This window comes from Nocardioides caricicola, assembly GCF_039541135.1.
Lineage (GTDB): Bacteria > Actinomycetota > Actinomycetes > Propionibacteriales > Nocardioidaceae > Nocardioides > Nocardioides caricicola.
This window is the reverse complement of record NZ_BAABFQ010000003.1, coordinates 991,774-1,015,779: the sequence shown is the minus strand read 5'-3', so window position 1 is coordinate 1,015,779 and position 24,006 is coordinate 991,774. Positions and strand designations below refer to the sequence as shown.

General features: G+C 72.2%; 23 protein-coding genes. 15 read left to right on the top strand and 8 right to left on the bottom strand.

The features are described 5' to 3' along the window. Positions 1–27 precede the first annotated feature (27 nt). The 9 genes from ABD875_RS06745 to ABD875_RS06705 are packed head-to-tail and all read left to right on the top strand — an operon-like array spanning position 28 to position 7,479. A complete protein-coding gene (locus ABD875_RS06745; RefSeq protein WP_345172511.1) occupies positions 28–1,353 on the top strand; it encodes an MmgE/PrpD family protein in 1,326 nt (441 codons plus the stop codon). Beyond that, positions 1,350–2,204, top strand: coding sequence for a RidA family protein (locus ABD875_RS06740; protein WP_345172509.1), 855 nt, complete (start codon positions 1,350–1,352; stop codon positions 2,202–2,204). The genes ABD875_RS06745 and ABD875_RS06740 overlap by 4 nt, the downstream gene beginning before the upstream one ends. Then, entirely contained in the window at positions 2,201–2,698 is a 498-nt protein-coding gene (locus tag ABD875_RS06735; protein ID WP_345172507.1) for an FAS1-like dehydratase domain-containing protein, read from the top strand. Before ABD875_RS06740 ends, ABD875_RS06735 begins: the two co-directional genes overlap by 4 nt. Continuing rightward, positions 2,695–3,150 (top strand): MaoC family dehydratase, encoded by a 456-nt coding sequence (locus tag ABD875_RS06730; RefSeq protein ID WP_345172505.1) that lies wholly within the window; start codon positions 2,695–2,697, stop codon positions 3,148–3,150. The genes ABD875_RS06735 and ABD875_RS06730 overlap by 4 nt, the downstream gene beginning before the upstream one ends. Next, the gene (locus ABD875_RS06725; RefSeq protein WP_345172503.1) at positions 3,147–4,271 is read left to right on the top strand and encodes an acetyl-CoA acetyltransferase; all 1,125 of its coding nucleotides are present in this window, start codon (positions 3,147–3,149) and stop codon (positions 4,269–4,271) included. The genes ABD875_RS06730 and ABD875_RS06725 overlap by 4 nt, the downstream gene beginning before the upstream one ends. Then, a complete protein-coding gene (locus ABD875_RS06720) occupies positions 4,268–4,678 on the top strand; it encodes a Zn-ribbon domain-containing OB-fold protein (RefSeq protein ID WP_345172501.1) in 411 nt (136 codons plus the stop codon). Before ABD875_RS06725 ends, ABD875_RS06720 begins: the two co-directional genes overlap by 4 nt. Continuing rightward, positions 4,678–5,838: an acyl-CoA dehydrogenase family protein gene (locus tag ABD875_RS06715; protein ID WP_345172499.1), complete on the top strand. Its 1,161-nt coding sequence runs from the start codon at positions 4,678–4,680 to the stop codon at positions 5,836–5,838. The genes ABD875_RS06720 and ABD875_RS06715 overlap by 1 nt, the downstream gene beginning before the upstream one ends. A 1-nt stretch (position 5,839) precedes the next feature. Next, a complete protein-coding gene (locus ABD875_RS06710; protein WP_345172497.1) occupies positions 5,840–6,667 on the top strand; it encodes an HpcH/HpaI aldolase/citrate lyase family protein in 828 nt (275 codons plus the stop codon). Between the two features lie 17 nt (positions 6,668–6,684). After that, positions 6,685–7,479, top strand: a complete 795-nt coding sequence (locus tag ABD875_RS06705; RefSeq protein WP_345172495.1) for an SDR family oxidoreductase — start codon at positions 6,685–6,687, stop codon at positions 7,477–7,479. Here the strand turns inward: ABD875_RS06705 and ABD875_RS06700 are convergent. Continuing rightward, positions 7,467–8,624 carry a GDSL-type esterase/lipase family protein gene (locus ABD875_RS06700; protein WP_345172493.1) on the bottom strand — a complete coding sequence of 386 codons (1,158 nt, stop codon included), beginning with the start codon at positions 8,622–8,624 and terminating at the stop codon, positions 7,467–7,469. The two genes, ABD875_RS06705 and ABD875_RS06700, sit on opposite strands and share 13 nt — an antisense overlap. A gap of 93 nt (positions 8,625–8,717) precedes the next feature. On the opposite strand from ABD875_RS06700, the gene ABD875_RS06695 reads away from it, so the two are divergent. Genes ABD875_RS06695 through ABD875_RS06685 form a run of 3 tightly spaced genes read left to right on the top strand, consistent with a single transcriptional unit; the run spans position 8,718 to position 11,454 of the window. Continuing rightward, positions 8,718–8,936, top strand: a complete 219-nt coding sequence (locus tag ABD875_RS06695; protein WP_345172491.1) for a hypothetical protein — start codon at positions 8,718–8,720, stop codon at positions 8,934–8,936. A 28-nt stretch (positions 8,937–8,964) separates the two neighbouring features. Beyond that, positions 8,965–9,255 carry a DUF1330 domain-containing protein gene (locus ABD875_RS06690; RefSeq protein ID WP_345172489.1) on the top strand — a complete coding sequence of 97 codons (291 nt, stop codon included), beginning with the start codon at positions 8,965–8,967 and terminating at the stop codon, positions 9,253–9,255. Positions 9,256–9,276: 21 nt separating this feature from the next. Next, a complete protein-coding gene (locus tag ABD875_RS06685; RefSeq protein WP_345172487.1) occupies positions 9,277–11,454 on the top strand; it encodes a CocE/NonD family hydrolase in 2,178 nt (725 codons plus the stop codon). A 36-nt stretch (positions 11,455–11,490) separates the two neighbouring features. On the opposite strand, the gene ABD875_RS06680 is transcribed toward ABD875_RS06685, so the two are convergent. From ABD875_RS06680 to ABD875_RS06665, 4 genes are read right to left on the bottom strand one after another with little or no spacing between them, the layout of a single operon-like run. Next, the gene (locus tag ABD875_RS06680; protein ID WP_345172485.1) at positions 11,491–12,954 is read right to left on the bottom strand and encodes a dihydroorotase; all 1,464 of its coding nucleotides are present in this window, start codon (positions 12,952–12,954) and stop codon (positions 11,491–11,493) included. Further along, complete coding sequence (locus tag ABD875_RS06675) at positions 12,951–14,366, bottom strand: MmgE/PrpD family protein (protein WP_345172483.1); 1,416 nt, start codon at positions 14,364–14,366, stop codon at positions 12,951–12,953. Before ABD875_RS06675 ends, ABD875_RS06680 begins: the two co-directional genes overlap by 4 nt. Then, positions 14,363–15,157, bottom strand: coding sequence for a cyclase family protein (locus tag ABD875_RS06670; protein WP_345172481.1), 795 nt, complete (start codon positions 15,155–15,157; stop codon positions 14,363–14,365). The genes ABD875_RS06675 and ABD875_RS06670 overlap by 4 nt, the downstream gene beginning before the upstream one ends. Next, entirely contained in the window at positions 15,154–16,353 is a 1,200-nt protein-coding gene (locus tag ABD875_RS06665) for a CaiB/BaiF CoA transferase family protein (RefSeq protein ID WP_345172479.1), read from the bottom strand. Before ABD875_RS06665 ends, ABD875_RS06670 begins: the two co-directional genes overlap by 4 nt. Before the next feature lie 26 nt (positions 16,354–16,379). On the opposite strand from ABD875_RS06665, the gene ABD875_RS06660 reads away from it, so the two are divergent. Both ABD875_RS06660 and ABD875_RS06655 read left to right on the top strand, forming a co-directional pair. Beyond that, the gene (locus ABD875_RS06660) at positions 16,380–17,816 is read left to right on the top strand and encodes an FAD-dependent oxidoreductase (RefSeq protein ID WP_345172477.1); all 1,437 of its coding nucleotides are present in this window, start codon (positions 16,380–16,382) and stop codon (positions 17,814–17,816) included. A gap of 48 nt (positions 17,817–17,864) precedes the next feature. After that, a complete protein-coding gene (locus ABD875_RS06655; protein ID WP_345172475.1) occupies positions 17,865–19,691 on the top strand; it encodes an ATP-binding protein in 1,827 nt (608 codons plus the stop codon). Positions 19,692–19,751: 60 nt separating this feature from the next. Here ABD875_RS06655 and ABD875_RS06650 read toward each other — a convergent pair whose 3' ends face one another. From ABD875_RS06650 to ABD875_RS06640, 3 genes are read right to left on the bottom strand one after another with little or no spacing between them, the layout of a single operon-like run. Then, complete coding sequence (locus tag ABD875_RS06650; protein WP_345172473.1) at positions 19,752–20,492, bottom strand: hypothetical protein; 741 nt, start codon at positions 20,490–20,492, stop codon at positions 19,752–19,754. Continuing rightward, positions 20,492–21,760, bottom strand: coding sequence for a DUF4437 domain-containing protein (locus ABD875_RS06645; protein WP_345172471.1), 1,269 nt, complete (start codon positions 21,758–21,760; stop codon positions 20,492–20,494). The genes ABD875_RS06650 and ABD875_RS06645 overlap by 1 nt, the downstream gene beginning before the upstream one ends. Beyond that, on the bottom strand, positions 21,761–23,338 hold the full coding sequence (locus ABD875_RS06640; protein ID WP_345172469.1) for a class I adenylate-forming enzyme family protein: 1,578 nt from the start codon (positions 23,336–23,338) through the stop codon (positions 21,761–21,763). Positions 23,339–23,507: 169 nt separating this feature from the next. Between ABD875_RS06640 and ABD875_RS06635 the strand changes: the two genes are divergently transcribed. Then, entirely contained in the window at positions 23,508–23,834 is a 327-nt protein-coding gene (locus tag ABD875_RS06635) for a GIY-YIG nuclease family protein (RefSeq protein ID WP_345172467.1), read from the top strand. The last annotated feature ends 172 nt before the right edge of the window (positions 23,835–24,006 follow it).

The window sequence follows — 24,006 nt, the reverse complement described above, 5'->3', positions numbered from 1 at the left end:
CCCACGCTTCCGCGGGGGCCCCACAAGATGACCGTCAGCTCTGACCTCGCGGCGTGGGCCCTGGGCCTGCGCCGTGAGGACGTGCCCGAGGAGGTGGCCGCGACCGCGCGCCGCCACCTCCTCGACGGGCTCGGCACGGCCGTCGCCGCGGCCCGCCGAGGTGCCGCCGAGCCCGCGCTCACCGTGGCAGCCGGGCTCGGCGGCCCACCCGAGTCGACGCTCCTCGGCCGGGGCATGCGGATCTCCGCGCCCGCCGCCGCGCTCGCGACCGGCACGTTGGTGCACGCGCTGGACTTCGACGACACCCACGCCGGGGGGCTCGTGCACGCCACCGCCGTCGTGCTCCCGGCGGTCCTGGCCGTCGGGGAGCAGGTCGGCGCCGACGCCGACGAGGCGCTGGTCGCCGCGGTCGTCGGCTTCGAGGCGGTCTGCCGGATCGCCGGCGCCGCGCCGCACGCGTTCCACGGCCGCGGCCTGCACGCGACGATGGCGTGCGGCGTGTTCTCCTCGGCGCTCGTCGCGGCGCGGCTGATGAAGCTCGACCAGGCGACGACCGTCGACGCGCTCGGCATCGCCGGCAGCTCGGCCGGGGGACTGCTGGAGTTCCTCGCGACGGGCTCGTCGACCAAGCAGCTGCACCCGGGCCTGGCCTCGCAGGCCGGCATCATCGCCGCACGGCTCGCCGCCGCCGGCGCCAACGGCCCCGACAGCGTCATCGAGGGCGACCGCGGCCTGTACGCCGCCCTCGCGGACGGCCACGCCGACGCAGGCCTGGTGACCGCAGACCTCGGCGTCCGCTGGGAGACCACGCGAATCACCCTCAAGCCCTACCCGGCGTGCCAGCTGATGCACGCCGCGCTCGACGCCGGCCGCCAGGTGCTGCCGCTCGACCCGGCCGCCGTCGAGGCGATCGCGGTCGAGGTGCACCCGGACAGCGCCGCGATCGTCTGCACCCCCGACAAGGTCGACCCGCGCACGGCGTACGACGCGAAGTTCTCGCTCCCGTGGAGCCTGGCCGCGCTGCTCACCGACGGCGAGGTCACCGTCGCCACCTACGAGCCGGAGTCGCTGGGCCGCGCCGACGTGCGCGCCCTCGCGACGCGGGTGCAGGTGACCGAGGTGCCCGACGCCCGGGTCGCCGCCGATGCGCCCAGCCGGGTGACCGTCTCGCTCGCCGACGGCCGGACGCTGACCGGCCACGTCGACCGCAGCGCCGGCGCCGCGCTGGACGCCAAGCTGGCCGGCAACGTCGGCTCGGCCGAGGACGCCGCCGAGCTGACCGCCGCCGTCGAGGCCTTCGACCTGCCCGTCCTGATCACCCTCGCCGACCGCCTGGCCAAGGAGAACCGTTGAGCACGTCCACCGAGTACATCGCCGTCGCCGCCCTCGAGCGCTACGAGGAGCTGCGCGCCGGCAACGAGGCCGTGACCACCATCGTGGTCGAGAACCTGCCGGGCGGCGCGGACTACCGGATCGAGCAGGACACCCCGCCGGTCGGTGAGGGAGCGGTCGTGCTGCCGACGGTGATCCCGGTCGACGCCAGCGGGGAGGTCGTCCACGAGGGCGACTTCGTCGGCCAGTACGCCTGGTGCCTCGACGAGGCCGACCGGCAGCTGCGCGAGCTGGGGCTGTCGCTCGACGCCGCGGTCACGACGTTCGACTACTCCACTCCCGAGACCCGCGACGTCTACCGGCGTACGCATCGCGAGCGGAAGAACCGGCTCGGCGGCGCGGGCGTGTTCCCCGGCGCCGGCGGCATCCTGATGTCGCGGCTGCACCGTCCCGGCCAGCTGGTCGCGCTCGACGTCACCGCCTCGCGACTGCCGCTCAAGAACATCAACCCCGGCTGGACCCGCTACGAGACGCTCACCTACATGCCGGGCGTGCTCGCCGGCGACACGCTCTACATGAGCGGCTTCGGCGCCCTCGACATGGAGACCCAGGAGGCGCTGTTCCCCGACGACTCGGTCGCGCAGGCCGAGTTCACCTACGCCGCCGTGCTGAAGGTGGTCGAGGAGGCCGGCTTCTCGGCCGAGGAGGTCGTGCACGTCCTCGAGCTGATCTGCCCGGGTGGTGACGCTGCCGGCATCGGCGCCGTGCGGGACCGGATGTTCCCGAACGTGCAGGCCTCGGTCGCCGGCTGCGCCGGGCTGCTGCGGCCGGAGTTCCTGTACGAGGTCTTCCCGCTGGCGGTGCGTGCATGAGCCTGCTGACCGAGGAGGTGCGCGCGCTCGAGGGGAGGACCAAGGTCTACACCGCCCCCGAGCCGTTCGGCGCCGCCGCCGGCCGCTACTTCGGGCTCGCGATCGGCGACGACAACCCGCTCTACTCCGACCCGGCGTACGCGCAGGCGCAGGGACTGGCCGGCGTGACCGCTCCGCTCACGCTGGTCTGCGAGACCAACCAGTACGCCGCGTTGCCGATGGACCACGAGGGCTACGCCGGTCACACCTGGGGTCTCGACATCCCGGGCACCCGGCAGGTGCGCGGCGGCAACCGGTACACGTTCCACCGCCGGATCCGGCCGGAGGACGTCGTCACCGCGACGTGGCGCATCACCTCGGTGACCGAGAAGGTCACCGGCTCCGGCAACGAGATGCTGGTCATCGCCTCGACCGCGACGTACACGAACCAGGACGGCGAGCTGCTCGCCGAGAACGCCGAGACGATCATCTTCGTCGGACTGGAGAAGAAGTGAGCTCCGTCGACCACGCCGCGATCTCGGTCGGCGACGCGATCCCTCCGCTCGAGCGCACCATCGGCCTGACCGACATGGTCGCCTACGCCGGCGCCACCTGGGACTGGCACAAGCTGCACTACGACCAGGCGTACGTCGCCGAGAAGCAGCTGCCCGGCCCGATCGTCGACGGACAGGTGTACGGCGCCCTGCTCGTCGAGATGCTGCAGGACTGGCTCGGCCCGCAGTCCTTCGTGCGCGAGCTGGAGTTCAGCTTCCGCAACCTGGTCTTCGCCGGCGAGACCCTGCGGTGCGCGGGCACCGTCGCCGAGGTCTCGGCCGACCGGCTGGTCGCCGAGATGACCGTGGTCGTGGTCGCCGAGGACGGCACCGACGCCCGCACCGCCGCCGCGCCGTGCCGTGCCGTCGTACTTCTCGGCCGCGCCGACGGACCGGGGGGGAGCCCCCGATGACCGTCGCGATCGTCGGCGCCGCGGAGTGCGACCTGGGCTCGACCGGGCTGTCGATCCTCGGCCTGCAGACCCAGGCGATCACCCGCGCGCTGGCCGACGCCGGTCTGTCGCTCAGCGACGTCGACGGGATCGCGACGACCAGCGTGGCGCGGTTCTCCGCCACGTCGCTCGCCGAGCACCTCGGCATCCAGCCGGCCTGGACCGACTCGACGTTCGCGGGCGGCAGCGCCTACGAGATGTTCGTGGCCCGCGCCGCGCAGGCGATCGAGGCCGGCCAGTGCCACACCGTCGTGATCTCGTTCGCCTCCAACCAGCGCTCGGCGAAATCCCGCTCGCTCGGCGGCGTCTACGAGGCGCACACGCCGGAGGCGCAGTTCGAGCAGCCGTACGGCCCGCTCTACCCGGCGTCCTACTACGCGATGGCGGCCGGGCAGTACCTCCACAAGTACACCGCGGCGCGCGAGGACCTCGCCGAGGTCGCGGTCGCCGCGCGCGAGTGGGCCCTGCTGAACCCGCAGGCGTTCCGGTACGACGCCGGCCCGCTGACCGTCGACGACGTCCTCGGTGCCAAGCCGCTGTCGACGCCGCTCACCGTGGCCGACTGCTGCCTGGTCACCGACGGCGGGGGCGCGATCGTGCTCACCTCGCTGGAGCGGGCGCGCGACCTGCCGAAGCCGCCGGTGCTCGTGCTCGGCTACGGCGAGAGCACGACCAACGCGTCGATGACCGCGGTCGACGACCTCACGGTCACCGGCGCGGTCGCCTCGGGTGCCGCGGCGTTCGCCCGGGCCGGTCTGACGCCGGCCGACGTCGACGTCGCGCAGCTCTACGACTCGTTCACGATCACCGTGCTGCTCAGCCTCGAGGCGCTCGGCTTCTGCGCGCCGGGGGAGGCGGGCGACCTCGTGCGCAGCCGCAGTCTGCCGCTCAACACCTCGGGCGGCGGCCTGTCGTACTGCCACCCCGGCCAGCTCGGCGTGCTGCTGCTCGTCGAGGCGGTCCGGCAGCTGCGCGGCGAGTGCGGTGACCGGCAGGTCGCGGGCGCCGAGGTCGCGCTCGCGCACGGCACCGGCGGCATCCTGTCGACGCACGCGACCGTCCTGCTGGGGGTGGACCGATGAGCACCGTTCCCGAGCCGGACGAGGCCACCCGCACCTGGTGGGACGCCACCCGTGATCGGCGGCTCGTCGTGCAGACCTGCGGCAGCTGCGGCCACGCCCAGCACCCGCCGCGCACGCTCTGCACCGGCTGCGGCCGCACCGACGCGCTCGGCCACCACGACAGCGCCGGCACCGGCCTCGTCGACGCCTGCACGGTCGTCATGCGCGCGCCGGACGCCGAGCACGAAGCGCCGTACGTCGTCGCCCGCATCCGGCTGCCCGAGGGCGTCGTGCTCCTCAGCAACGTCGTCACCGACGACCCCCAGGCCGTTCGGATCGGCGACCCCGTGACCGTTTCCTGGCGACCCCTCGACGATGGTCGAGCGCTGCCCATTTTCCGGCCCGCCTTCACACCACAGGAGAAGTGATGGACTTCCAGCTCGACGAGGACCAGCGCGAGTTCAAGGCGCTGCTGCGCACGTTCGTGGACAAGGAGATCGTCCCGGTCGCGCGCGAGTGGGAGCAGGCCGGGCGCTACCCGACCGAGATCGTCGACGGCATGAAGGAGATGGGTCTCTTCGGCATCACCGTGCCGGAGGAGTACGGCGGCCTCGACCTCGACCCGGTCTCGTTCGCGCTCGTCTTCGAGGAGATCGCCCGCGGCTGGATGGGCGTTGCCGGCATCCTCGGCAGCCACTCGCTGGCCTGCCGCCTGATCGCGATGCACGGAACCGACGAGCAGAAGCAGAAGTACCTGCCCGGGCTCGCCACCGGCGAGCTGCGCAGCGGCATCGGGCTCACCGAGCCGGACGCGGGCACCGACCTCCAGGGCATCCGCACCACCGCGCGGCTGGAAGGCGACCACTACGTCGTCAACGGCGCGAAGATGTGGATCACCAACGCCCGCTACGCCTCGCCCCTGCCGGTGCTCGTGAAGACCGACCCGTCCGCCTCGCCGGCGCACAAGGGCATGAGCGTCCTGCTCATCGAGTCCGACACGGAGGGCTACGAGGTCACCAAGGACATCCCGAAGCTCGGCTACAAGGGCACCGAGTCCTGCGAGATCTCGCTCAACAACGTGCGCGTCCCGGTGACGCAGCTCGTCGGCGGCGTCGAGGGCAAGGGCATGCAGCAGGTGCTGTCCGCGCTCGAGTGGGGCCGGGTCAACATCGCGGCCCGCTCGGTCGGCATCGCCCAGCGCGCGCACGACGAGGCGCTCTCCTATGCCCAGCAGCGCAAGGCGTTCGGCCAGCCGATCTCGGACTTCCAGGCCATCCAGCTCAAGCTCGGCGAGCTCGGCACCCAGGTGCAGGCCGCCCGGCTGATGGCCTACTGGGCCGCCGACGCCGTACGTCGCGGTCGCGCCGACGGGGAGACCGGCATGGCGAAGATCTTCTGCTCGGAGGTCGCGCTCAACGCCGCGATCGACTCGATGAAGGTCCACGGCGGCTACGGCTACTCCACCGAGTTCGAGGTCGAGCGGCTCTACCGGGACTCGATCCTGATGAGCATCGGCGAGGGCACCAACGACATCCTGCGCACGGTCGTGGCGAAGTCGCTCATCAAGGGGGAGACCAAGGTTGGCTGACATGCTCGCGCGATCCGCGCTCTACGTCCCCGGCGACGCGGGCGACAAGCTCGCCAAGGCGCTCGACCGGGGCGCCGACGAGATCATCGTCGACCTCGAGGACGCCGTCGCACCGCCCGCGAAGGACGCCGCGCGCGAGCGGGTCCGGGTCTGGCTGCACGACCTGCCGATGCTCGCCAACGTCGGGGTCTGGGTGCGGCTGAACACCGGGGACCTGCGCGACACCGACGTCCGTGCGATCGCCGACGCCCCCGCACTGACCGGAGTGATGGTCGCCAAGACCGAGACCGCCGACGAGCTGGTCGAGCTGGACGGGCTGCTGACGTCGCTGGGCAGTGCCGCGGCCGTCGTACCCCTGCTCGAGAGCGCGGCCTCGGTGCTGCGGGCCGCCGAGATCGCGGCGGCCCCGCGAGTGCAGCGCCTGCAGATCGGCGAGGCCGACCTGCGCGCCGACATCGGCGTCACGCCCGGGGACGACGAGCGCGAGCTGCTGCACGTCCGCTCGCAGGTCGTGCTCGCCTCGGCCGCGGCCGGCATCGCGCCCCCGATCGCGCCGGTGTCGACGAACTTCCGCGACCTCGACGCGTTCCGTGCGTCGACCGAGGCGCTGGCCCGGCTCGGGTTCGTGGGCCGTGCCTGCATCCACCCCGCCCAGGTCGCGATCGCCAACGAGGTCTTCACGCCCTCGGAGGAGCAGGTCAGCCGCGCCCGGGCGCTCGTCGAGCAGTGGGAGCGAGACGGCGCCGGGGTCGCCGTCGACGACCGCGGCCACTTCGTCGACGAAGCCGTCATCCGCCAGGCCCGACTCGTGCTCGCCCGAGCCCGCTGATACCCGAGGAGAACGACATGGTCAATGCAGTCATCACCGGCAGCACGAAGGGCATCGGCTACGCGCTCGCGCAGGAGCTCGTGCGCCGCGGCCACGCCGTCGTGGTCACCGGCCGCACCCAGGCCGCGGTCGACGCGGCCGTCGAGAAGCTCGGCCTCGAGGCCAAGAACGGCGGTCGCGCGGCCGGCCAGGTGGTCGACGTCAGCGACGCCAAGTCCGTCCAGTCGCTCTGGGACGCCGCGGTCACCGCGCTCGGCTCGGTCGACCTCTGGGTCAACAACGCCGGTGTCGCGTACACGATGCGCACGATCGCCGAGACCACGCCCGACGAGGTCTCGACGATGGTCAGCACGAACATGCTCGGCACGATCTACGGATCCCAGGTCGCGCTGCGCGGCATGTCCGCGAACGGCGGCGGCCAGCTGTTCAACATCCTCGGCGGCGGCAGCGACGGCTCGGTCCGCCCGGGCATGGGCGTCTACTCGACGACCAAGCGCGGCCTGGACATGTTCACCAAGGCGCTGGTGAAGGAGGTCGAGGGCACCCCCGTGCGCGTCGGCCAGGTCCGCCCCGGCATCCTCATCACCGACGGCTGGCTGCGGGAGGCCGCGACCAGCCCCGAGTCGGTCCAGAGCCAGCGCAAGATGGTCAACATCCTCAGTGACCACGTGGACGACGTCGCGCCGTTCCTCGTCGAGAAGATGCTGGCCTCGACCAAGAACGGCGACGAGATCGCCTGGCTCACGACCGGCCGGATGATGAAGAAGTTCCTGGGCAAGAAGGACGACAAGCTCGCGCGCTACGGGCTGTAGATGCTGAACGGCCCGGCCGCGCCGAACGCGCGCGCCGCGAACCGGCGGCCGATGAGCCGCTGGGTCGCGGCGTCGGGGTGCAGCTCGTCGGGCAGCGGGTTCTCCGCGTAGTCGTCGGGACCGTAGAGCTCGAGACCGTCCAGGTAGTACAGGTTCGGGTCGTCCTTGGCGCGCGCCTGGACGATCCGGGCGAGCTCGTCGCGGATCACCGACAGCGTGAGCTTGCCGGCGCGCACGTCCGCCGGGTCGCCCCCGGCCGCGAAGTGGATGCCGTTCTCGTCGAAGCTCGGCGCGCTCGGCCCGGGCGTGTCCTCGTGGATCGGGCAGCAGATCGGCGAGACCACCAGCAGCGGGGTCTCGGGGTGCCCCTCGCGGATCGTGTCGATGAAGCCGTGCACGGCGGGGCCGAAGACCCGCAGCCGCATCGCGTCGTGGTTGACGACGTTGATCCCGAGCTTGACGCTGATCAGGTCCGCTCGGGCGTCTCGGATGACCCGCGCGGTGTACGGGTCGACCAGGGCGCTGCCGCCGACCCCGAGGTTGACCAGCTTGACGCCGCCGCCGACCGCGGCGACGGCGGGCCAGGTCGTGGTGGGGCTCGCCGCGTTCGAGCCGTGGCTGATGGAGCTGCCGTGGTGCAGCCAGACCCGCCGCCCGTTGTCGGGCAGCGGCTCGGCGGGCGCGTCCGTGCGCAGCGCCACCAGCTCCGTGGCCTCGTTCCAGGGGAGCCAGATCTCGACGTCCTTGGCGGTGTCGGCCAGCCCCTCGAACCGCACCGTCCCGGCCTGGCCGGCCCGGAAGTCGGCCTCGCCCGTGGCCATGTCGATCTCGAGCACGTGCCCGGCCGACCCCGTCGCCTGCCGCGCGAGCCGGCCGTCGACCACGAGGTCGTAGATGCCGTCGGGCCGACCCGGGAGACCGACGTACGTCACCGTCGTGCGGATCGTGTCGAGCTCGATCACGGTGGCCTTCGTGCGGAACACCAGGCGCACACCGGAGGGCTGGGCCTCCGCCATCGCCAGCTGGCCGTCGGCCTGGGCGCGGGCGGAGGCTGGGAACCGGTGGGGCCTCAGCCCCTGCTCGGTGGGCTCGAGCTCGAGGGCGCCGCGGACCAGGTCAGGAGTGATCGGGGTCGAGGTCAGCACGGATCCATCATGGAGGTCGGCGCCGGGGTCCTCAAAAGAGGATTTACCGTGAAACGATGTCCGGTGAATAGGGGGAGGGCGCATACTCGAGGGGTGTCCAGCTCACAGCCGCCGCAGCGCCACCTCGCGACCAGCCCGTTCGCGCCCGCTCCCGAGATCTCTGTCGAGACGTTCGCGTGCGACGACCTGGTGCAGCACGACGCCTACGGCATGGGGCGCGTCATCCACGCCGACTCCGCCGCGGTGATCGTCGACTTCCGCACCCAGAAGGTCCGGGTCCCGAGCCCGTTCCACAAGATGACCAAGCTGTAGGTTCGCGCCCTCCGGCAGGATGGCCCGCATGACTGCCTACTGGATCAGCATCTACCAGGAGATCACCGACGAGGCGAAGCTCCAGGCGTACGCCGCCCTCGCCGGCCCCGCGCTGACCGGTGCCGGTGGCACGTTCCTGGCGCGCGGCTTCCCGGAGGCGACCTTCGAGGCGGGCGAGAAGACCCGCACCGTGCTCATCGAGTTCGACTCCGTCGAGGCGGCGGTCGCGGCGCACGACAGCGCGGCGTACCAGGAGGCGCTGGCCGCGCTGGACGGCGGCGCGGTGCGCGACATCAGGATCGTCCCCGCGGCGGAGTGATCGCATGGCAGCATCTGCGCCATGCGACGTACGTCACGTGCCGCGCTGGCGGCCGCCACCCTGTTCGCGGGGCTGCTGACCGCACCCGGCCTCGCCCAGGCTGACGACCCGGCCGGCTTCACGCTCCGGCCCGGGGCGAACCAGCTCTACGTGCTGGACGCGACGCCGGGGACCGCGCTCGACCTCGTGCAGGACGGCGCGGTCGTGCAGAGCGGGACCGTGGACGCGGCGGGCAGCCTGGTGTGGCGTGAGGTCGACGCGGGGGAGTACTCCGTCGCCGGCAGCAACGTGACGGTGCCCGACTTCGACGACCCGGCGCCGCCGCAGTCGTTCTACGACGGCCAGAGCCTCGACGAGGGCTTCAACTACATCACCGCCCGCGACGGCACGACGCTCTCGGCGAACGTGTGGTTCCCGCCCGGCGAGGGTCCGTTCCCGACCGTCGTCGAGTACTCCGGCTACAGCCCGAGCGACCCCGGCGAGACGACGTTCGCCCAGCTCTACAACGCGCTCGGCTTCGCCTACGTCGGCGTGAACATCCGCGGCACCGGCTGCTCCGGCGGCTCGTTCTTGAACTTCGAGCCGATCCAGAGCCTCGACGGGTACGACGTGATCGAGACCGTGGCCGCGCAGCCGTGGGCGAAGTACCACGAGGTCGGCATGGTCGGCATCTCGTACCCGGGCATCACCCAGCTGTACGTCGCGCGCACCCAGCCGCCGCACCTGTCCGCGATCACGCCGCTGTCGGTCATCGACGACACCTACCGGAGCACCCTCTACCCGGGCGGCGTCCTCAACACCGGCTTCGCGGTCCCGTGGGCGAAGGAGCGCGCCGAGCAGTCCGCGCCGTTCGGCCAGGGCTGGGAGCAGGGCCGGGTCGACGCCGGCGACACCACCTGCGCGGCGAACCAGGAGGTCCGGCTGCAGAACCCGGACCCGCTCGCGCTGGTCACCGACAACCCGTTCTACGGGGCGCGCTACTACGACATGGTCAACCCGACGCTGTTCGCGGACCGGATCGACGTACCGGTCTTCCTCGCCGCAGCCTGGCAGGACGAGCAGACCGGCGGGCACTCGCCGGAGATCCTCGACGAGCTCACCGGCTCGCCGCACGTCTACGCGTCCCTGGTCAACGGCTCGCACACCGAGTCGTTGAGCCTCGGCATCCTCGGGCGGTACGCCGACTTCCTCGACCTGTACGTCGCCCGCCGGGTGCCGGCGCCGAACGACGCGTTCCCGCGGAGCTTCATCGCCACGACCCTGGCCAAGTCGCTGACCGGGGTCGACGGCCTCGCGATGCCGCCCGGCCCGTCGTACGCCGGCATGACCTTCGAGCAGGCTCTGGCGTCGTTCGAGTCGCGGGACCCGATCCAGGTGCTGTTCGAGGAGGGGGCTGCCGACGGCCAGCCGTCCGGGTCGCCGCTGCCGCGCTTCGTGGAGTCGTTCCCGGCGTGGCCGGTCCCCAGGGCCAAGGCGACCGCGTGGTACCTCGGCGGCCGCGGCGAGCTGCGCGGGCGCCCACTGACCCAAGCGGCGAAGGACCTCTCGGCGCGCAGCTACCGGGCGCGCCCGAAGGCGCTCCCGGCCACGACGTACTCGGGCTCGAACTCGGGGATCTGGCAGGCGCACCCGGAGTACGACTGGCGGCAGATCCCCGCACGCACGGGGCTGGGCTGGATCAGCCGGCCGTTGAAGAAGGACACCGTCGCGGTGGGCACCGGGTCGGTGGACCTGTGGATCCGCAGCAACGCGGACGACACCGACCTGGAGGTGACGCTGAGCGAGGTGCGGCCGAACGGCACCGAGATCTACGTGCAGTCCGGCTGGCTGCGCGCCGGCCACCGCGCGCTCGACCTCGACGAGTCGACGCCGATCCGGCCGGTGCACACCGACCTCGAGGCGGACTACCGCCCGCTGCCCGCGGACACCTTCACCAAGGTGCGGGTCGAGCTGTTCCCGTTCGCCCAGCCGTTCCGCAAGGGCTCGCGGCTGCGGATCACCGTCGACGCGCCGGGCGGCGCCCGGCCGCTGTGGGACTTCGACACGACGATCGCCGGCGGTGAGCGGGTGTGGATCGCGACCGACCGCACCCACCGCTCGCGGCTGGTGCTGCCCGTGGTGCCCGGCGTCGACGTGCCCCGCAAGGCGCCGCCGTGCGCGTCGCTGCGCAGCCAGCCGTGCCGGAAGTTCCCGGGCTGATGGCGCAGCGGGACAGGAGAGCCTGAGGAGCGAGGGTCAGGCGGTCGTCGGACGCGAGAGGTAGCGACCCACCGGCTCGGTCGAGACGACGCCGTCGGCCATCACCTGGTGCCCACGCACGAAGGTGTCCGTCACGCGAGCGGTCAGCTCGGCACCCTCGAACGGCGTGTACTCCTGCGTGGACTCCGACTCCTCGGCGCGCACGGTCCAGGTCACCGTCGTGTCGACCAGCGCGATGTCGGCGTCCTTGCCGACCTCGAGCGAGCCCTTGGTGCCGCCCAGGCCGTAGCGCACGGCCGGGTTGGTCGAGGTGAGCTCGGCGATCCGGCCGAACGGCAGGCCGCGCTTCGAGCCCTCGGAGACCATGCCGGCGAGGAGGTACTCCGCGCCGCCGAAGCCGGACTTCGCCAGGAAGACGTCATCGGCAGGCTCGCCGAACTTCAGCTCCTCCTTGCAGCACGCGTGGTCGGAGACGACCCAGTCGATCTTGCCGTCGAGCAGGTACTGCCACAGCGCCTCGACGTCCTCGCGCGGACGCAGCGGCGGGTTCACCTTGCCGCCGACCCCGTGCGCGGTGTCGCAGTCGGCGAGCAGGTGGCCGACGGTGACCTCGCGACGGAAGTCGATGTGCGGGAACGTGCTCGCCATCATCAGCGCCGCCTCGACCGCCTTGCGCGAGGTGAGGTGCAGCAGGTTGATCGTCGGCAGCTCGGTCTCGTGCGCGAGGTACGACGCGATCGTGACCGCGAGGCCCTCGGAGTGCGGCGGGCGCGAGGCGGAGTACGCCGGGAGCCCCGTGAGCGTGCCGTCCTCCTCGACCAGCTTCGTGTACGCGGTCATGATCTCCGCGGTCTCGCAGTGCAGCGACAGCGAGATCTGGTCGGCGATCTCGGGGTACTTCTCCCGCGCCTCCTGGATGCCGCGCATCACGAACTCGAAGTGCGCGTAGTCGTACCGCTCGCCCTCGGGGGTCATGAGGAACGAGCTCTGGTCGGCGCTGCGGCCGTGCAGCCCGTGGCCGCCGTAGAACATGAAGATCTTGAACGACGTGACGCCGTGGTCGCCGACGAGCGACGGGATCTCGGCGATGTGGCCCTTGCTCATCGGCGCGAGGTGGAACGCGTAGTCGATCAGCGCCTTGCCCTCGGTCAGCGACAGCACCTCGGGGAAGAACTCGGAGTACGGGCCGCCCTTGTTCAGGTAGTACTGCCCGGTGCGCATGTAGGTGATCGCGGTGGTGACGCCACCCTGCGCCGACGCGCGGCTCTCGCTGACCGCGTCCTCGGGCAGCGGGTTGTAGATGCCCCAGTGCTGGTGGGCGTCCACGACCCCCGGGAACGCGACCTTGCCGCCGCCGTCGACCACACGGTCGGCACCGGACAGGCCGGCCTCGAGCCGCGCGATCTTGCCGTCCTTGACGCCGATGTCGAGCGACTGCGGCTCGTCCTGGCCCGGCACGACGACCGCGACGTTGGTGATGATCAGGTCGAGCTCGCTCATGCGTGGGTCTCCTTGGGGACGGCGAGAGGGGACAGCAGGTCGGTCACGCCGTCGGCGTGACGCAGGTCGAGAGCGGCACGCCGTACGGCGTCCGCGGCGCCGGCGTCCAGCCGGCCGGCGACGTTGTCGCGGAACTTGGTGGCCAGCTCGTCGTCGCTGAGCGGCCGGGCGGGTCCGCCCCGGTTCGTCAGGACCTTCTCGACGAGGGTCTCGCCCGAGGTGGTGGTGAGCGTGACGACGGCCGGGAACTGGAAGGGGTAGATCGCGTTGCACTCGTCGTCGGCGACGACGTCGACCTTCGCCATCAGCGCGCGCCGCTGCGGGTCCTGGGCGAGGGCGTCGCTGTAGTCGTCCAGGCCGGTGCCGAGGCCCCCGCCGCCGAGCAGCCCGGCGGCGAAGGCGTAGGGGCCGGAGAACTGCGCCTGGTAGCCGGTCTCGGGGGCGCGCTTGACCTCGATCGGCTCCCCGATGGTGCGCACGGTCGACCCGGCGACGCCGATCACGACCGACGCCACCTGGTCGGGCGCGATGCCCCGCTCGCGGAACGCGCGACCCGCATCGACGGTCGTGTGCGTGAAGTGGTTGGCCGGGTAGGGCTTGAAGAAGATGCCCGGCACCGACCACTCCTCGCCGAGGCCGTCGCTGACGGCCTCGGGGAAGAACTGACCGTGCAGCCAGGCCTGGAAGAACCCGAACCGGCCCTCGAGCACGGTCGGCGGTCCGGTGAACCCGCGGCGCACGAGCTGGGCGGCGTTGACCCCGGCCTGTGCGGCGAGGCCGCAGTGCAGCCGCTTCACGGTGCCGCCGGTGCGGTTGGCCTCGATGACACCGGACGCCATGGACGCGGTCAGGCCGAGCGCGTCGACGACGTCGGTGCCGTAGAGCAGCGACGCCGCGACCGCCGAGCCCATCGCGCCGGTGATCGACGTGGCGTGCTGGCCGTGCTCGAAGAACACCGAGTTGCCGAGGTCGTCGTCGTACCCCGCCATGCCGAGGCGTACGGCGACCTCGAGGCCGACCGCGATCGCGCGGACGGTCTGGGCGCCGCTCGCACCGGCGTGCTCGGCCGCGGCCAGCGCCGCCGGAACCACGCTGGCGCTCGGGTGCAGCACCGACGGCAGGTGGGTGTCGTCGTAGTCGAGGGAGTGCGCCAGCACGCCGTTCGCGAACGCCGCCTGCGCGGCGGTCACCCGGCCGCGCACGCCCACGGCGGTCGCCTGCGGGTGGCCGCCCTGGTCGCGGACGTGGCCGAGCGCGGCGGCGCTGGTCGGCAACCGGTGCGCGGCGACGCAGAGACCGAGCACGTCGAGGACGCGCTGCTGCACCGAGACCGCGACGTCGTCGGGCACGCCGTCGGCATACGCCTTCTCGGCGAACTCGCCGAGCTGCTGGGCGAGCGTCGGCTCGGTCATGCGCCGACCACCGCGAGGGGCCGGACGGGGGAGCCGGTCGCGCCGAACAGCGGAAGCGGCGACAGCACGAACACGAACTCGTGGATCGCGTCCTGGGCGAGCTCCTCCAGCGCCATCGTCTCGACGATGTAGATGCCGTTCTCGACGAGCAGCACGCGGTGCGCGGGCAGCAGCCCGTGGCCGGCGCCGGGCGAGAGCATCTCGAAGGCGATGGTGTCCGCGCCGACCGCGTGCACGCCCTTCTCGGCGAGCCAGGTCGCGCCGGCCGTGGAGACGCCGGGCACGCCGGTGCTCAGGCCGCGGAACGTGTCGCCATCACCGCTGTCGAAGTGCTGGCCCCAGCCGGAGCGCACGAGCACGACGTCGCCGGCACCGATCGCGGTGCCCTGGCGCGAGACCGTCGCCTCGAGGTCGGCGACGGTGATCTCCTGACCGGCGTCGAGCCGGTCCACGCCGAGCGTCGCGGGGACGTCGAGCAGGACGCCGCGGCGGACCATCGGCTCGATCGTGTGGACGCCGAGCTCGATCATGCCCAGGCCGTCGTGCATGCGGCCGTCCTGCGAGACGTGCGAGAGCGCGTCGATGTGGGTGCCGACGTGGGTGCCCATCGAGATCATGTCGTTCGCGGCGGAACCGCCGTCGGCGCGCACCATGTCGCCGTGGCGGCGCGGGTGGGCGTGCCAGTACGCCGGGTGGTTCGGCGACTGCGGCATGCCGACGGTCAGCCGGCGACCGAGGTCGACGACGCGGACGCCGCCGGCGACGGCGTCGAGGAGGGCCTGGGTGGTCACTTGATCACTTCCTGGGAACGGAGGGTGGCGATCTCGTCGGCGCTGAGGCCGAGCTCGGTCAGGACGTCGTCGGTGTCGGCGCCGTGCGGGCGGCCGGGGAAGCGGATCGCGCCGGGGGTCTGGGACATCCGCCACATCACGTTGTGCTGGAGAACCTCGCCGAGCGCCGGGTCGTCGACCGGCGTCAGCATCTGGGTCGCGCGGACGTGCTCGTCCTCGACCAGGTCCTTCGCGCTGTACACCGGCGCGACCGCGGCGCCGGCCTCGGTGAACGCTCTGACGACCTCGTCGCGGGTGCGCTCGGCGATCCAGCCGCCGACGTACCCGTCGAGCAGGTCGGCGTGCTGGGCGCGGGTGTGGCCGGAGGCGAACCACGGCTCGTCGAGCACCTCGGAGTGGCCGACCAGCGTGAGCACCCGCTCGGCGATCGCCTGGGCACTGGTGGAGATGGCGACCCAGTGCCCGTCGCTGGTCTCGTAGGCGTTGCGCGGTGCGTTGTTCGTGGAGCGGTTGCCGTGCCGCTGGCCGACCTGGCCGGTGAGGCCGTACACGGAGGGGCCCGGCCCGACCGCGGTCATGATCGGCTCGAGCAGGCTGAGGTCGATGACCTGGCCGGTGCCGGACCTCTCGCGCTCGTAGAGCGCCATCGAGATCGCCGAGCTCGCGGCGATGCCGGCGATCGAGTCGGCGAGGCCGAACGCCGGCAGGGTCGGCGGCCCGTCGGGCTGCCCGGTCAGGTGCGCGAAGCCGCTCATCGCCTCGGCGAGGGTGCCGAAGCCCGCGCGGGCGGCGTACGGCCCGGTCTGGCCGAAGCCGGTGATCCGCGCGATCACCAGGCGGGGGTTGAGCTCCTGCAGGGTGGCGGGGGAGAGGCCCCACCGCTCGAGGGTGCCGGGCCGGAAGTTCTCGACGAGCACGTCGGCGGTCGAGACCAGCTTCTTCAGCACCCCGGCGCCGGCCTCGGAGGAGAGGCTGAGCGCGACCGTGCGCTTGTTGCGTGAGATCTCCGACCACCAGATCGGCGTGCCGTCCACGGACGGGCCGTGCCCGCGCATGCCGTCCCCGGCCGACGGGTGCTCGATCTTGATCACCTCGGCGCCGAAGTCGCCGAGGATCTGGCAGGCCAGCGGCCCGGCCAGGATCGTCGACGCGTCGACGACCCGGATGCCGGCGAGAGGTCCGTTCGCGGTAGTCATCGCGGCGAATCATATATGATCTAGGCGTGGCCGGGTGGGAGTACGACGCGGTGGTGGTCGGCGCTGGTCCGGCCGGGCTGACCTGCGCGGTGCGCGCCGCCCGTGGCGGTGCCCGGGTGCTCCTGGTCGAGAAGGACCGGCGCATCGGTGGCGCCCTCCACCTGAGCGGCGGCCACCTGTCCGCGGGCGGCACCAGCCTGCAACGGGCGGCCGGCATCGAGGACGACCCCGAGCGGCACCTCGCCGACATCGACCGGATCAGCAACGGCACCGCCCGCAAGGACCTCGTCCGCCTGGTGGTCGAGGAGGCTCCGGGCGTCGTCGAGTGGCTGGTCGGCAGCGGCATGCCGTTCGACCCCGAGACCCCGCGCATCGTCTACGGCCACGAGCCCTACGAGGTCCCGCGCACCGTGTACGGCGTCGAGGGCGGGCTGTCGGTGCTGCAGGTGCTCGAGGCCGAGCTCACCGAGGCGCTCGCGGCCCACGACCTCACCCTCTGGAGCAACGCCCCGGTGACCGGGCTGCGCACCGACGACGACGGCCGGGTCGTCGGCGTGGACGTCTACCGCGACGGCGCGGAGGTCGAGGTCGCCGCGGCCGCGGTCGTCCTCGCGACCGGGGGGTACGGCGCGGACGCCGAGCTGTTCGCCGAGCGGCACGGCGTCGAGTTGGTGACCGTCGCGGCGCGCACGTCCACCGGCGACGGCATCCACCTCGGCCGCGCGGTCGGCGCGGCCCTGCAGGGGGAGGGCACCTACCTGCCGACGTTCGGCGGGCTGCCGGACCCGCAGGCGCCCCACCGCGCGAACTGGGCCGAGCGGCTGCTGCTGACCGTCGAGCGCCCGCCGCGCGAGATCTACGTCGACCGGACCGGTCGCCGCTGGATCGCCGAGGACGAGCCGTCGATCGACGTGAAGGAGCGGGCGCTGACCGCGCTGCCCGACCAGGTGTTCTGGACGATCTTCGACGACGACGCCGTGGCCCGGTCCGGCGGCGGGCAGCCGCCGATCGTGCTGGGCTGGGAGCCCGACGACCTGCGGCGGCACGCGAACGTGCGCCCCGGCATCCATGCGGCTGACACCCTGGAGGAGGTCGCGGCGGCCGCCGGCATCGACCCCGACGGGCTGGTCGCCGCGGTGGCGACGTACAACCGCGCGGTGGCCGCCGGTGTGGACGAGGAGTTCGGGCGCACCCACCTGCCCGCGCCGATCGCGGTCCCGCCGTTCTACGCGCTGCACAACCAGGGGATCGCGGTCGTGACGTTCGACGGCCTCGACATCGACGACACGTTCGCCGTGCTCGACGAGGCGGGCGCACGGATCGGCGGGCTGTTCGCGATCGGTGAGGTGATCGGCGCCGGTGCCACCTGTGGCAACAGCTTCTGCTCGGGGATGCTGCTCACGCCGGCGCTCGTCTTCGGCCGGCTCCTCGGCGACCGTCTGGCCGAGACGCGCCGCGCGTAAACGGCCAGATCCCGTCCGATGGGAGCGTCGGTAGGCATACTCAGCCACGTGTCGACCCCGGATCAGCAGCAGCGGCGCTACGCCGACCCCTCGGGCTGGTCCGACTCCTCTGCGCGCTCGGTCCTGCAGCTGATGGCCGAGTCGGTCGCCCAGATGGTCGGCTTCGAGGTGACCGCCCTGTCGGTGGTGATCGAGGACGAGCTGGTCACCGTCGCCTACGTCGGCCCGGAGGAGTACCGCGCGTACGTCGAGCAGCCCGACCCGGCCGACGTGCTGGAGCCGGTGCTGGTCGCTGCCGAGCAGTGGGGGCCGCGGCTGCGCTTCCTCGCCGCCGAGGACCACGCCGAGCTCGAGGGGCACTGGGTCGAGTTCGAGCAGGAGCAGCTCGACCACCCGGACGCCTGGCGGGCCCAGGACGTGCTGCTCGCGGTCCTGACCGACGACGACGGCACGATGGTCGGCGCGGTGTCGGTCGACCGGCCGCTGTCGGGCCTGCGCCCCGACGCCGTCCAGCGCGACCTGCTCGAGCGGTACGCCGCCCAGGCCGAGCGCGCCGTGCTCACGGCGTTCGAGCGCGAGGAGCTGCTGCAGCAGGTCGCCCACGCGGAGTCCGCGCGCCGGATGATCCGCGCCGCTTCGATGCCCGCGCACGCCTCGCTGGAGGCCGTGCTGCGCAGCACCCACCGTCCGCTCGTCGAGGGCTTCCGCGCCAGCGGCTCGTGGATCCACGTGCTCGACGCCGACTGTCCCGGCGGCAGCTACGCGCGACAGCATGACGGCGAGACGGTGACCATGCGGCCCGAGGTGGTCGAGGAGGCGCGGCGGGTGGCGCCACGACTGTGGCGCGACCAGACCGTGCTGGTGGTGGTCGCCGGCGAGACCCCCGGCGTGCCTGACGTCATCCACCGCGAGCTCGAGGCGCTCGGCCTGTCGACGGTGCTCGCCGTACCGCTCGGTGCCGGCGAGGAGTGCCTGGGCTTCATGGCGTTGACCCGGCGCGAGCAGGACCCGCCGTGGTCGCCGGTCGAGATCGACTCGGCCCGCCAGATCGGCCACGACCTGGGCGCCGCGCTGATGACCGCGCGGGCGCTCGAGAGCGAGCGGGCGCTGGTGCGCGAGCTGAAGCAGCTCGACGACTACCGCAGCCAGCTGATCGCCACCATGTCCCACGAGCTGCGCACGCCGCTGGCGGTGATCGCGGGGAACCTCGAGATGCTCGGCACCTTGGACCTCGAGGCGGTCGCGATGATGCACCACGCGGCGATGACGCGGGGCTCGGACCGGATGAAGAAGGTCGTCGACGACCTCCTGATGCTGGCGCGGGTCAGCAACCCGCGCTACCCGCTGGCCACGGTGCCGGTCGACGTCCGGGACATCACGCTCGAGGTCGTCGAGCTGATCGAGACCTCGGCGCGGGCCAAGCAGCTCACGGTCGAGCTCGCGCTCGAGCCGACCGACCTGGTCGTGCCCGGTGACCCGACGGAGCTGGACCGGCTGATCGGCAACCTGGTCAGCAACGCCGTCAAGTACACGCCCGCGGGCGGCACGGTCACCGTCGAGGTCGCGCTCGGCACCGACGAGGTGGTGATCCGCGTGTCCGACAACGGCATGGGGATCTCGGAGGAGGACCAGGCCGGGTTGTTCGGCGCGTTCTTCCGTACGACGAACCCCGAGGCGCTCGCCCAGCCCGGCACGGGGCTGGGGCTGGCGATCGTCGCGACCATCGTCGAGCGCCACGAGGGCTCGGTCGCCGTGCAGTCGGAGCTCGGCGCCGGCACCACCTTCACGGTCGGCCTGCCCCTGGCCCACAGCCGCAAGGGCACCCCGGTTCCCGGCGTCCCGGCCCCGCGCCGCGCCGCCGTCCAGATCGCGTAGCGGCTGCACCACCACGAAAGCCCCGTCCCGGTTGCGGGACGGGGCTTTCGGGACGCGTGCTCAGAACGCGGTGGAACCGGGCTTCATCACGCCGAGGAGCGCGGCGACCAGGACCAGCGCCCAGATCGCGTAGACCCACGGCTCGCAGCGCCTGATCGAGCCGAGGATCTGCTTCTCCACCTCGGGGGTGGAGCCGGACGTCACGAGCTTGCCGAACGCCGGCCCGAACGGCTTGAGCTGCCGGCGGATCATCACGCCGCTGAAGATGCACAGCGCGTACGCCACGACCTTGGCCCCCAGCCACTTCGGGTTCGTGTCCACGCCGAACGGCTCGGACACGATCATCGTGTAGACGCCGACGGCCACCAGCCCCACGCTCAGCGCGTAGCGGACCGTGAGGTCGGTCTTCTGCGAGAGCCGGGCCAGCGGGGTGTCACCGCCGCGGTAGTCGATGAGGGACACCGCCAGCCAGGCCAGGCCGGCCACCCAGGTGAGGGCGAGCAGCCAGCCGTGCACGAAGAACTCGTCCCCGAGTGGACCCCACGCCATCAGCGTGACGCCGCTGGGCAGGATCAGCACCAACGAGACCCGCGGCGCGATGTCGGTCGCGTGCATGATCTTCGTGGCGACCCCACGCGCCTCCGGGCCGACCTCGCTCTTGATGATGTACCGGCTCGCGTAGAAGACCCCGACGTCGCCGCCCAGCCAGTAGGCGAACAGGACGACGTGCAGGAAGATCGCGACGGTCTGCCCGTTGAACCCGTGGGCGGCCTCCGCTGCTTGGGCAACGAGAGGGGTCATCACATTCCGTCGCCGTCCCAGCGGCCGCGCGAGCGGCTGCGGACCGGCAGCGAGGAGATGATCGGCGCGGGGATCGGGTCCCCGTCCTTCCAGTCGACGCGGGTGCCCCAGTTGTGGGCGTGCTCGTTGGTCCGCTCGTCACGGTGCTCGACGTCCCTGCCCGACCAGCCCCAGTCCAGCTCGGGGGTCTCGTGCGCGTGGTCGTGCGCGTGATCGTGGTCGTGGTCGTGGTCGTGCGCGTGGTCGTGACCGTGGCCGCCCTGCAGGTTGGCGGCGTCCATCGCCTTCATGAACGCGAGGATCGACGGGTCCGCCCCGGTGCCCTGGTGCTTGACCGGCGAGTTGTTCTGGCCCTGGTCGATCTGGAACTGCCAGGCGGCGTTCATCTGCCGCATGTCCTCCTCCGACCGCCACGGGGTGGCGAGGTCGTGGGTGGACGACGACCAGCGCTGCGGGGTGTGCGGCTCCTCGTTGAGGCCCTCGGCGGTGTAGTTGACGCCGTCGCCGCCCCAGCGGACCCATTCGTTCTGGGTGTACCAGTTCTTCAGCTCACCGTCCGAGCGCAGCAGCCACGTGGCGCCGCCCTCCATGGTGGTGAAGTGGCCGTGCTTCACGCGGGCCGGGCGGAAGAAGTAGGTGCCGAGGTCCAGGGTGCCGAAGTTGTACTCCATGTGGCCCTGGGTCGTGTAGGCCTCCTCGTAGCACGGGTGGTGCGCGAGGCGGTGGTCCGACCAGCCCTCCTGGGCGTGCACGAGGCGCGTGTAGAAGCCCGTGACGGGGTCCACGTGCAGGTACTTGATGTACAGGCCGGGCATCGGGCCCGGGTTCGGGACGGCGTCCCACTGCATCGCCTCGGAGTCGATGACGATGACGTCCTCGCGGGCGTCGGCCCAGCGCTGGGCCGCGGCGACCGACTCGACGGCGTCGAAGCCGGCGTCGCCGTACTCGCGGTAGTGCAGGAGCTTCGATCCCTCGGCGATCTTGAGGTAGTCGGTCGGAACGCCCTTCGGCGCGTAGACGTAGCCGCCCTTGCCGATCGTGCGACCGCCGTAGTCGATCTCGCCCTCGAGCACGTAGTACTCGGTGTTGGCGTGGTGGATGCCCGGCCCGCGGCCCCAGTCGGTGTGGAAGTCGACGCGCAGCGAGGACGAGCCGTCCTCCTCGTCGACGGAGAGCCGGCGCTCGCTGGCGCGGCCCTCGCCGCCCGGCAGCTCGGCGCCGTGCCAGACGTAGTCGTCTTCCTGGATCAGTTCGACGTGCGGTCGCACTTACAGCTCCTTCGTGGATGGGATGAGGCGGTCGCGCAGCTCGCGCTTGAGGATCTTTCCGGCGGCGTTGCGGGGGAGGGTGTCGGTGACGGTCCAGCGGCGGGGGACCTTGAAGCCGGCGAGGCCGGTGCGGCAGTGCGCCTCGAGCTCGGCGGCGATCTCCTCCGGGGACACGCTGACGCCGCCGCGCAGCACGACGTACGCCGCCACCTCCTCGCCCCAGGTCTCGCTGGGGACGCCGACGACCGCGGACTCCGCGACGGCGGCGTGGGTCGCGAGGACGTCCTCGACCTCGCGCGGGTAGACGTTCACGCCGCCCGAGATGATCAGGTCCTTCTTGCGGTCGACGATGTGGACGTAGCCGTCCTCGTCGCGGACCACGACGTCACCGCAGGTGAGGAACCCGTCGTCGGTGGTGCACGCGGCGGTGGCCTCGGGATCGTCGTGGTAGCCGTTCATGAGGAACGGCGAGCGGCTGAAGAGCTCGCCGGGCTCGCCGTTGGGCACCGGGTTGCCCGCGTCGTCGACGACGCGCAGCTCGGTGAGGAACCAGGCGTGGCCGACCGACCCGGGCTTGGTGTGCTGGTCGGCGGGGCGGAGGTTGGTGATGATGCCGCCCTCGGTCGAGCCGTAGAGCTCGTGGATGCCGCACTGCGGGAACTCCGCCATCACCCACTGCTTGAGCGGCCAGGGGAGCGCGGCGGCGTTGAAGTACAGGGTGTCGAGCGAGGACAGGTCGTGCTTGGCGACCGCTCCCTCACCCAGGCCGCGCAGCATCTGCGCGTGGGTCGGCACGAGGAACGTCGACTGCACCCGGTCGCGGGCACACAGCGCGAGGAACTCCTCGGGGTCCCACGAGCGCAGCATGGTCACGGTGCCGCCGGCGAACACGGGCGCGTAGCCGAAGGCGAAGCCAGCGCCGTGGTACATCGGCGCGACCGCGGCCGAGGTGCGGCCCGGGCCGAGGCCCCACTCCAGCGCGGAGAGGTAGAAGGTGAGCGCCCGGCTGCGGTGCGAGACCACCACGCCCTTCGGGCGTCCGGTGGTGCCCGAGGTGTAGGCGATGCAGAACGGGTCGAGCTCGCTGACGGGGGCGTACGGGTCGCGGGCGTCGGCCGCCGCGAGCGCGGCCTCGTACTCCGGCCCGAGCTGGGTGGCGCCGTTGCCCGACGAGATGCAGAGCACCGTCAGCTGGAGCTCCTCGGCGGCGTCGCCGGCCAGGGCCGCGAGCTTGTCGTCCAGGACCAGTGCGCGGGCGCCGGAGTGCTCGAGGATGTAGCGACTCTCCGCCGGCGTGAGCCGCGGGTTCAGCGGCACCATCACGAGCCCGGCCTTGGCGATGCCGGCCGCGACCTCGGGGTACTCCAGCCGGTTGCCGAGCAGCACCGCCACCCGCTCGCCCGGCTGCAGGCCCTTGCCGAGCAGCCAGGTGGCGAGCCTGCTGGCCCGCTCGTCGAGCGCCCCGAACGTGAGCGTGCGGTCCCCGTCGATGACCGCCGTCGCCCGCGGCGTGGCCCGGGCGAACTCCCGGATCCCGCCCGCGATGGTCATCTGCGCGCCGCCGGACGCGATCGCCATCTGTCCCTCCTGAGCTCGATGTCTGCGGAACTATATACGATATAAAGTGTATCGGAAACGGTTTCCACCGGTGGTTGAGGTGCGGGCGAAGCGAGCCTCGAAACCACCGTTCTCCACAGGCATGGGTACGCCGCTTGCTCGGGCGTGACGGCGAGCGCAGCCTGCACTGGTGCCGTACACCTACATCGTTCGATGCGCCGACGACTCCTACTACGTCGGCAGCACGTGGGACCTCGAGGGCAGGGTCTGGCAGCACAACAGCCCCGACCTCGGTGCGGCGTACACCCGGCGCCGGCAGCCGGTCACCCTGGCGTGGAGCTGTTGGTACGACTCGATCGAGGAGGCGTTCCTGTTCGAGAAGCGCGTCCAGGGGTGGAGTCGCAAGAAGCGCGAGGCGCTGATCCGGGGCGACTTCGAGGCGCTGCCGGACCTCTCGAGACGGGCGGCAGTGCAGCGGCGGATGGCCGACGGCGGTGGTTTCGAGGCTCAGGCCTAGCGGCCTTCGCACCTCAACCACCGAGACACGGTGGTTGAGGTGCGAGCGAAGCGGGCCGCTGCGGTGGTTGAGGTGCGAGCGAAGCGGGCCGCTGCGGTGGTTGAGGTGCGAGCGAAGCGGGCCGCTGCGGTGGTTGAGGTGCGAGCGAAGCGGGCCGCTGCGGTGGTTGAGG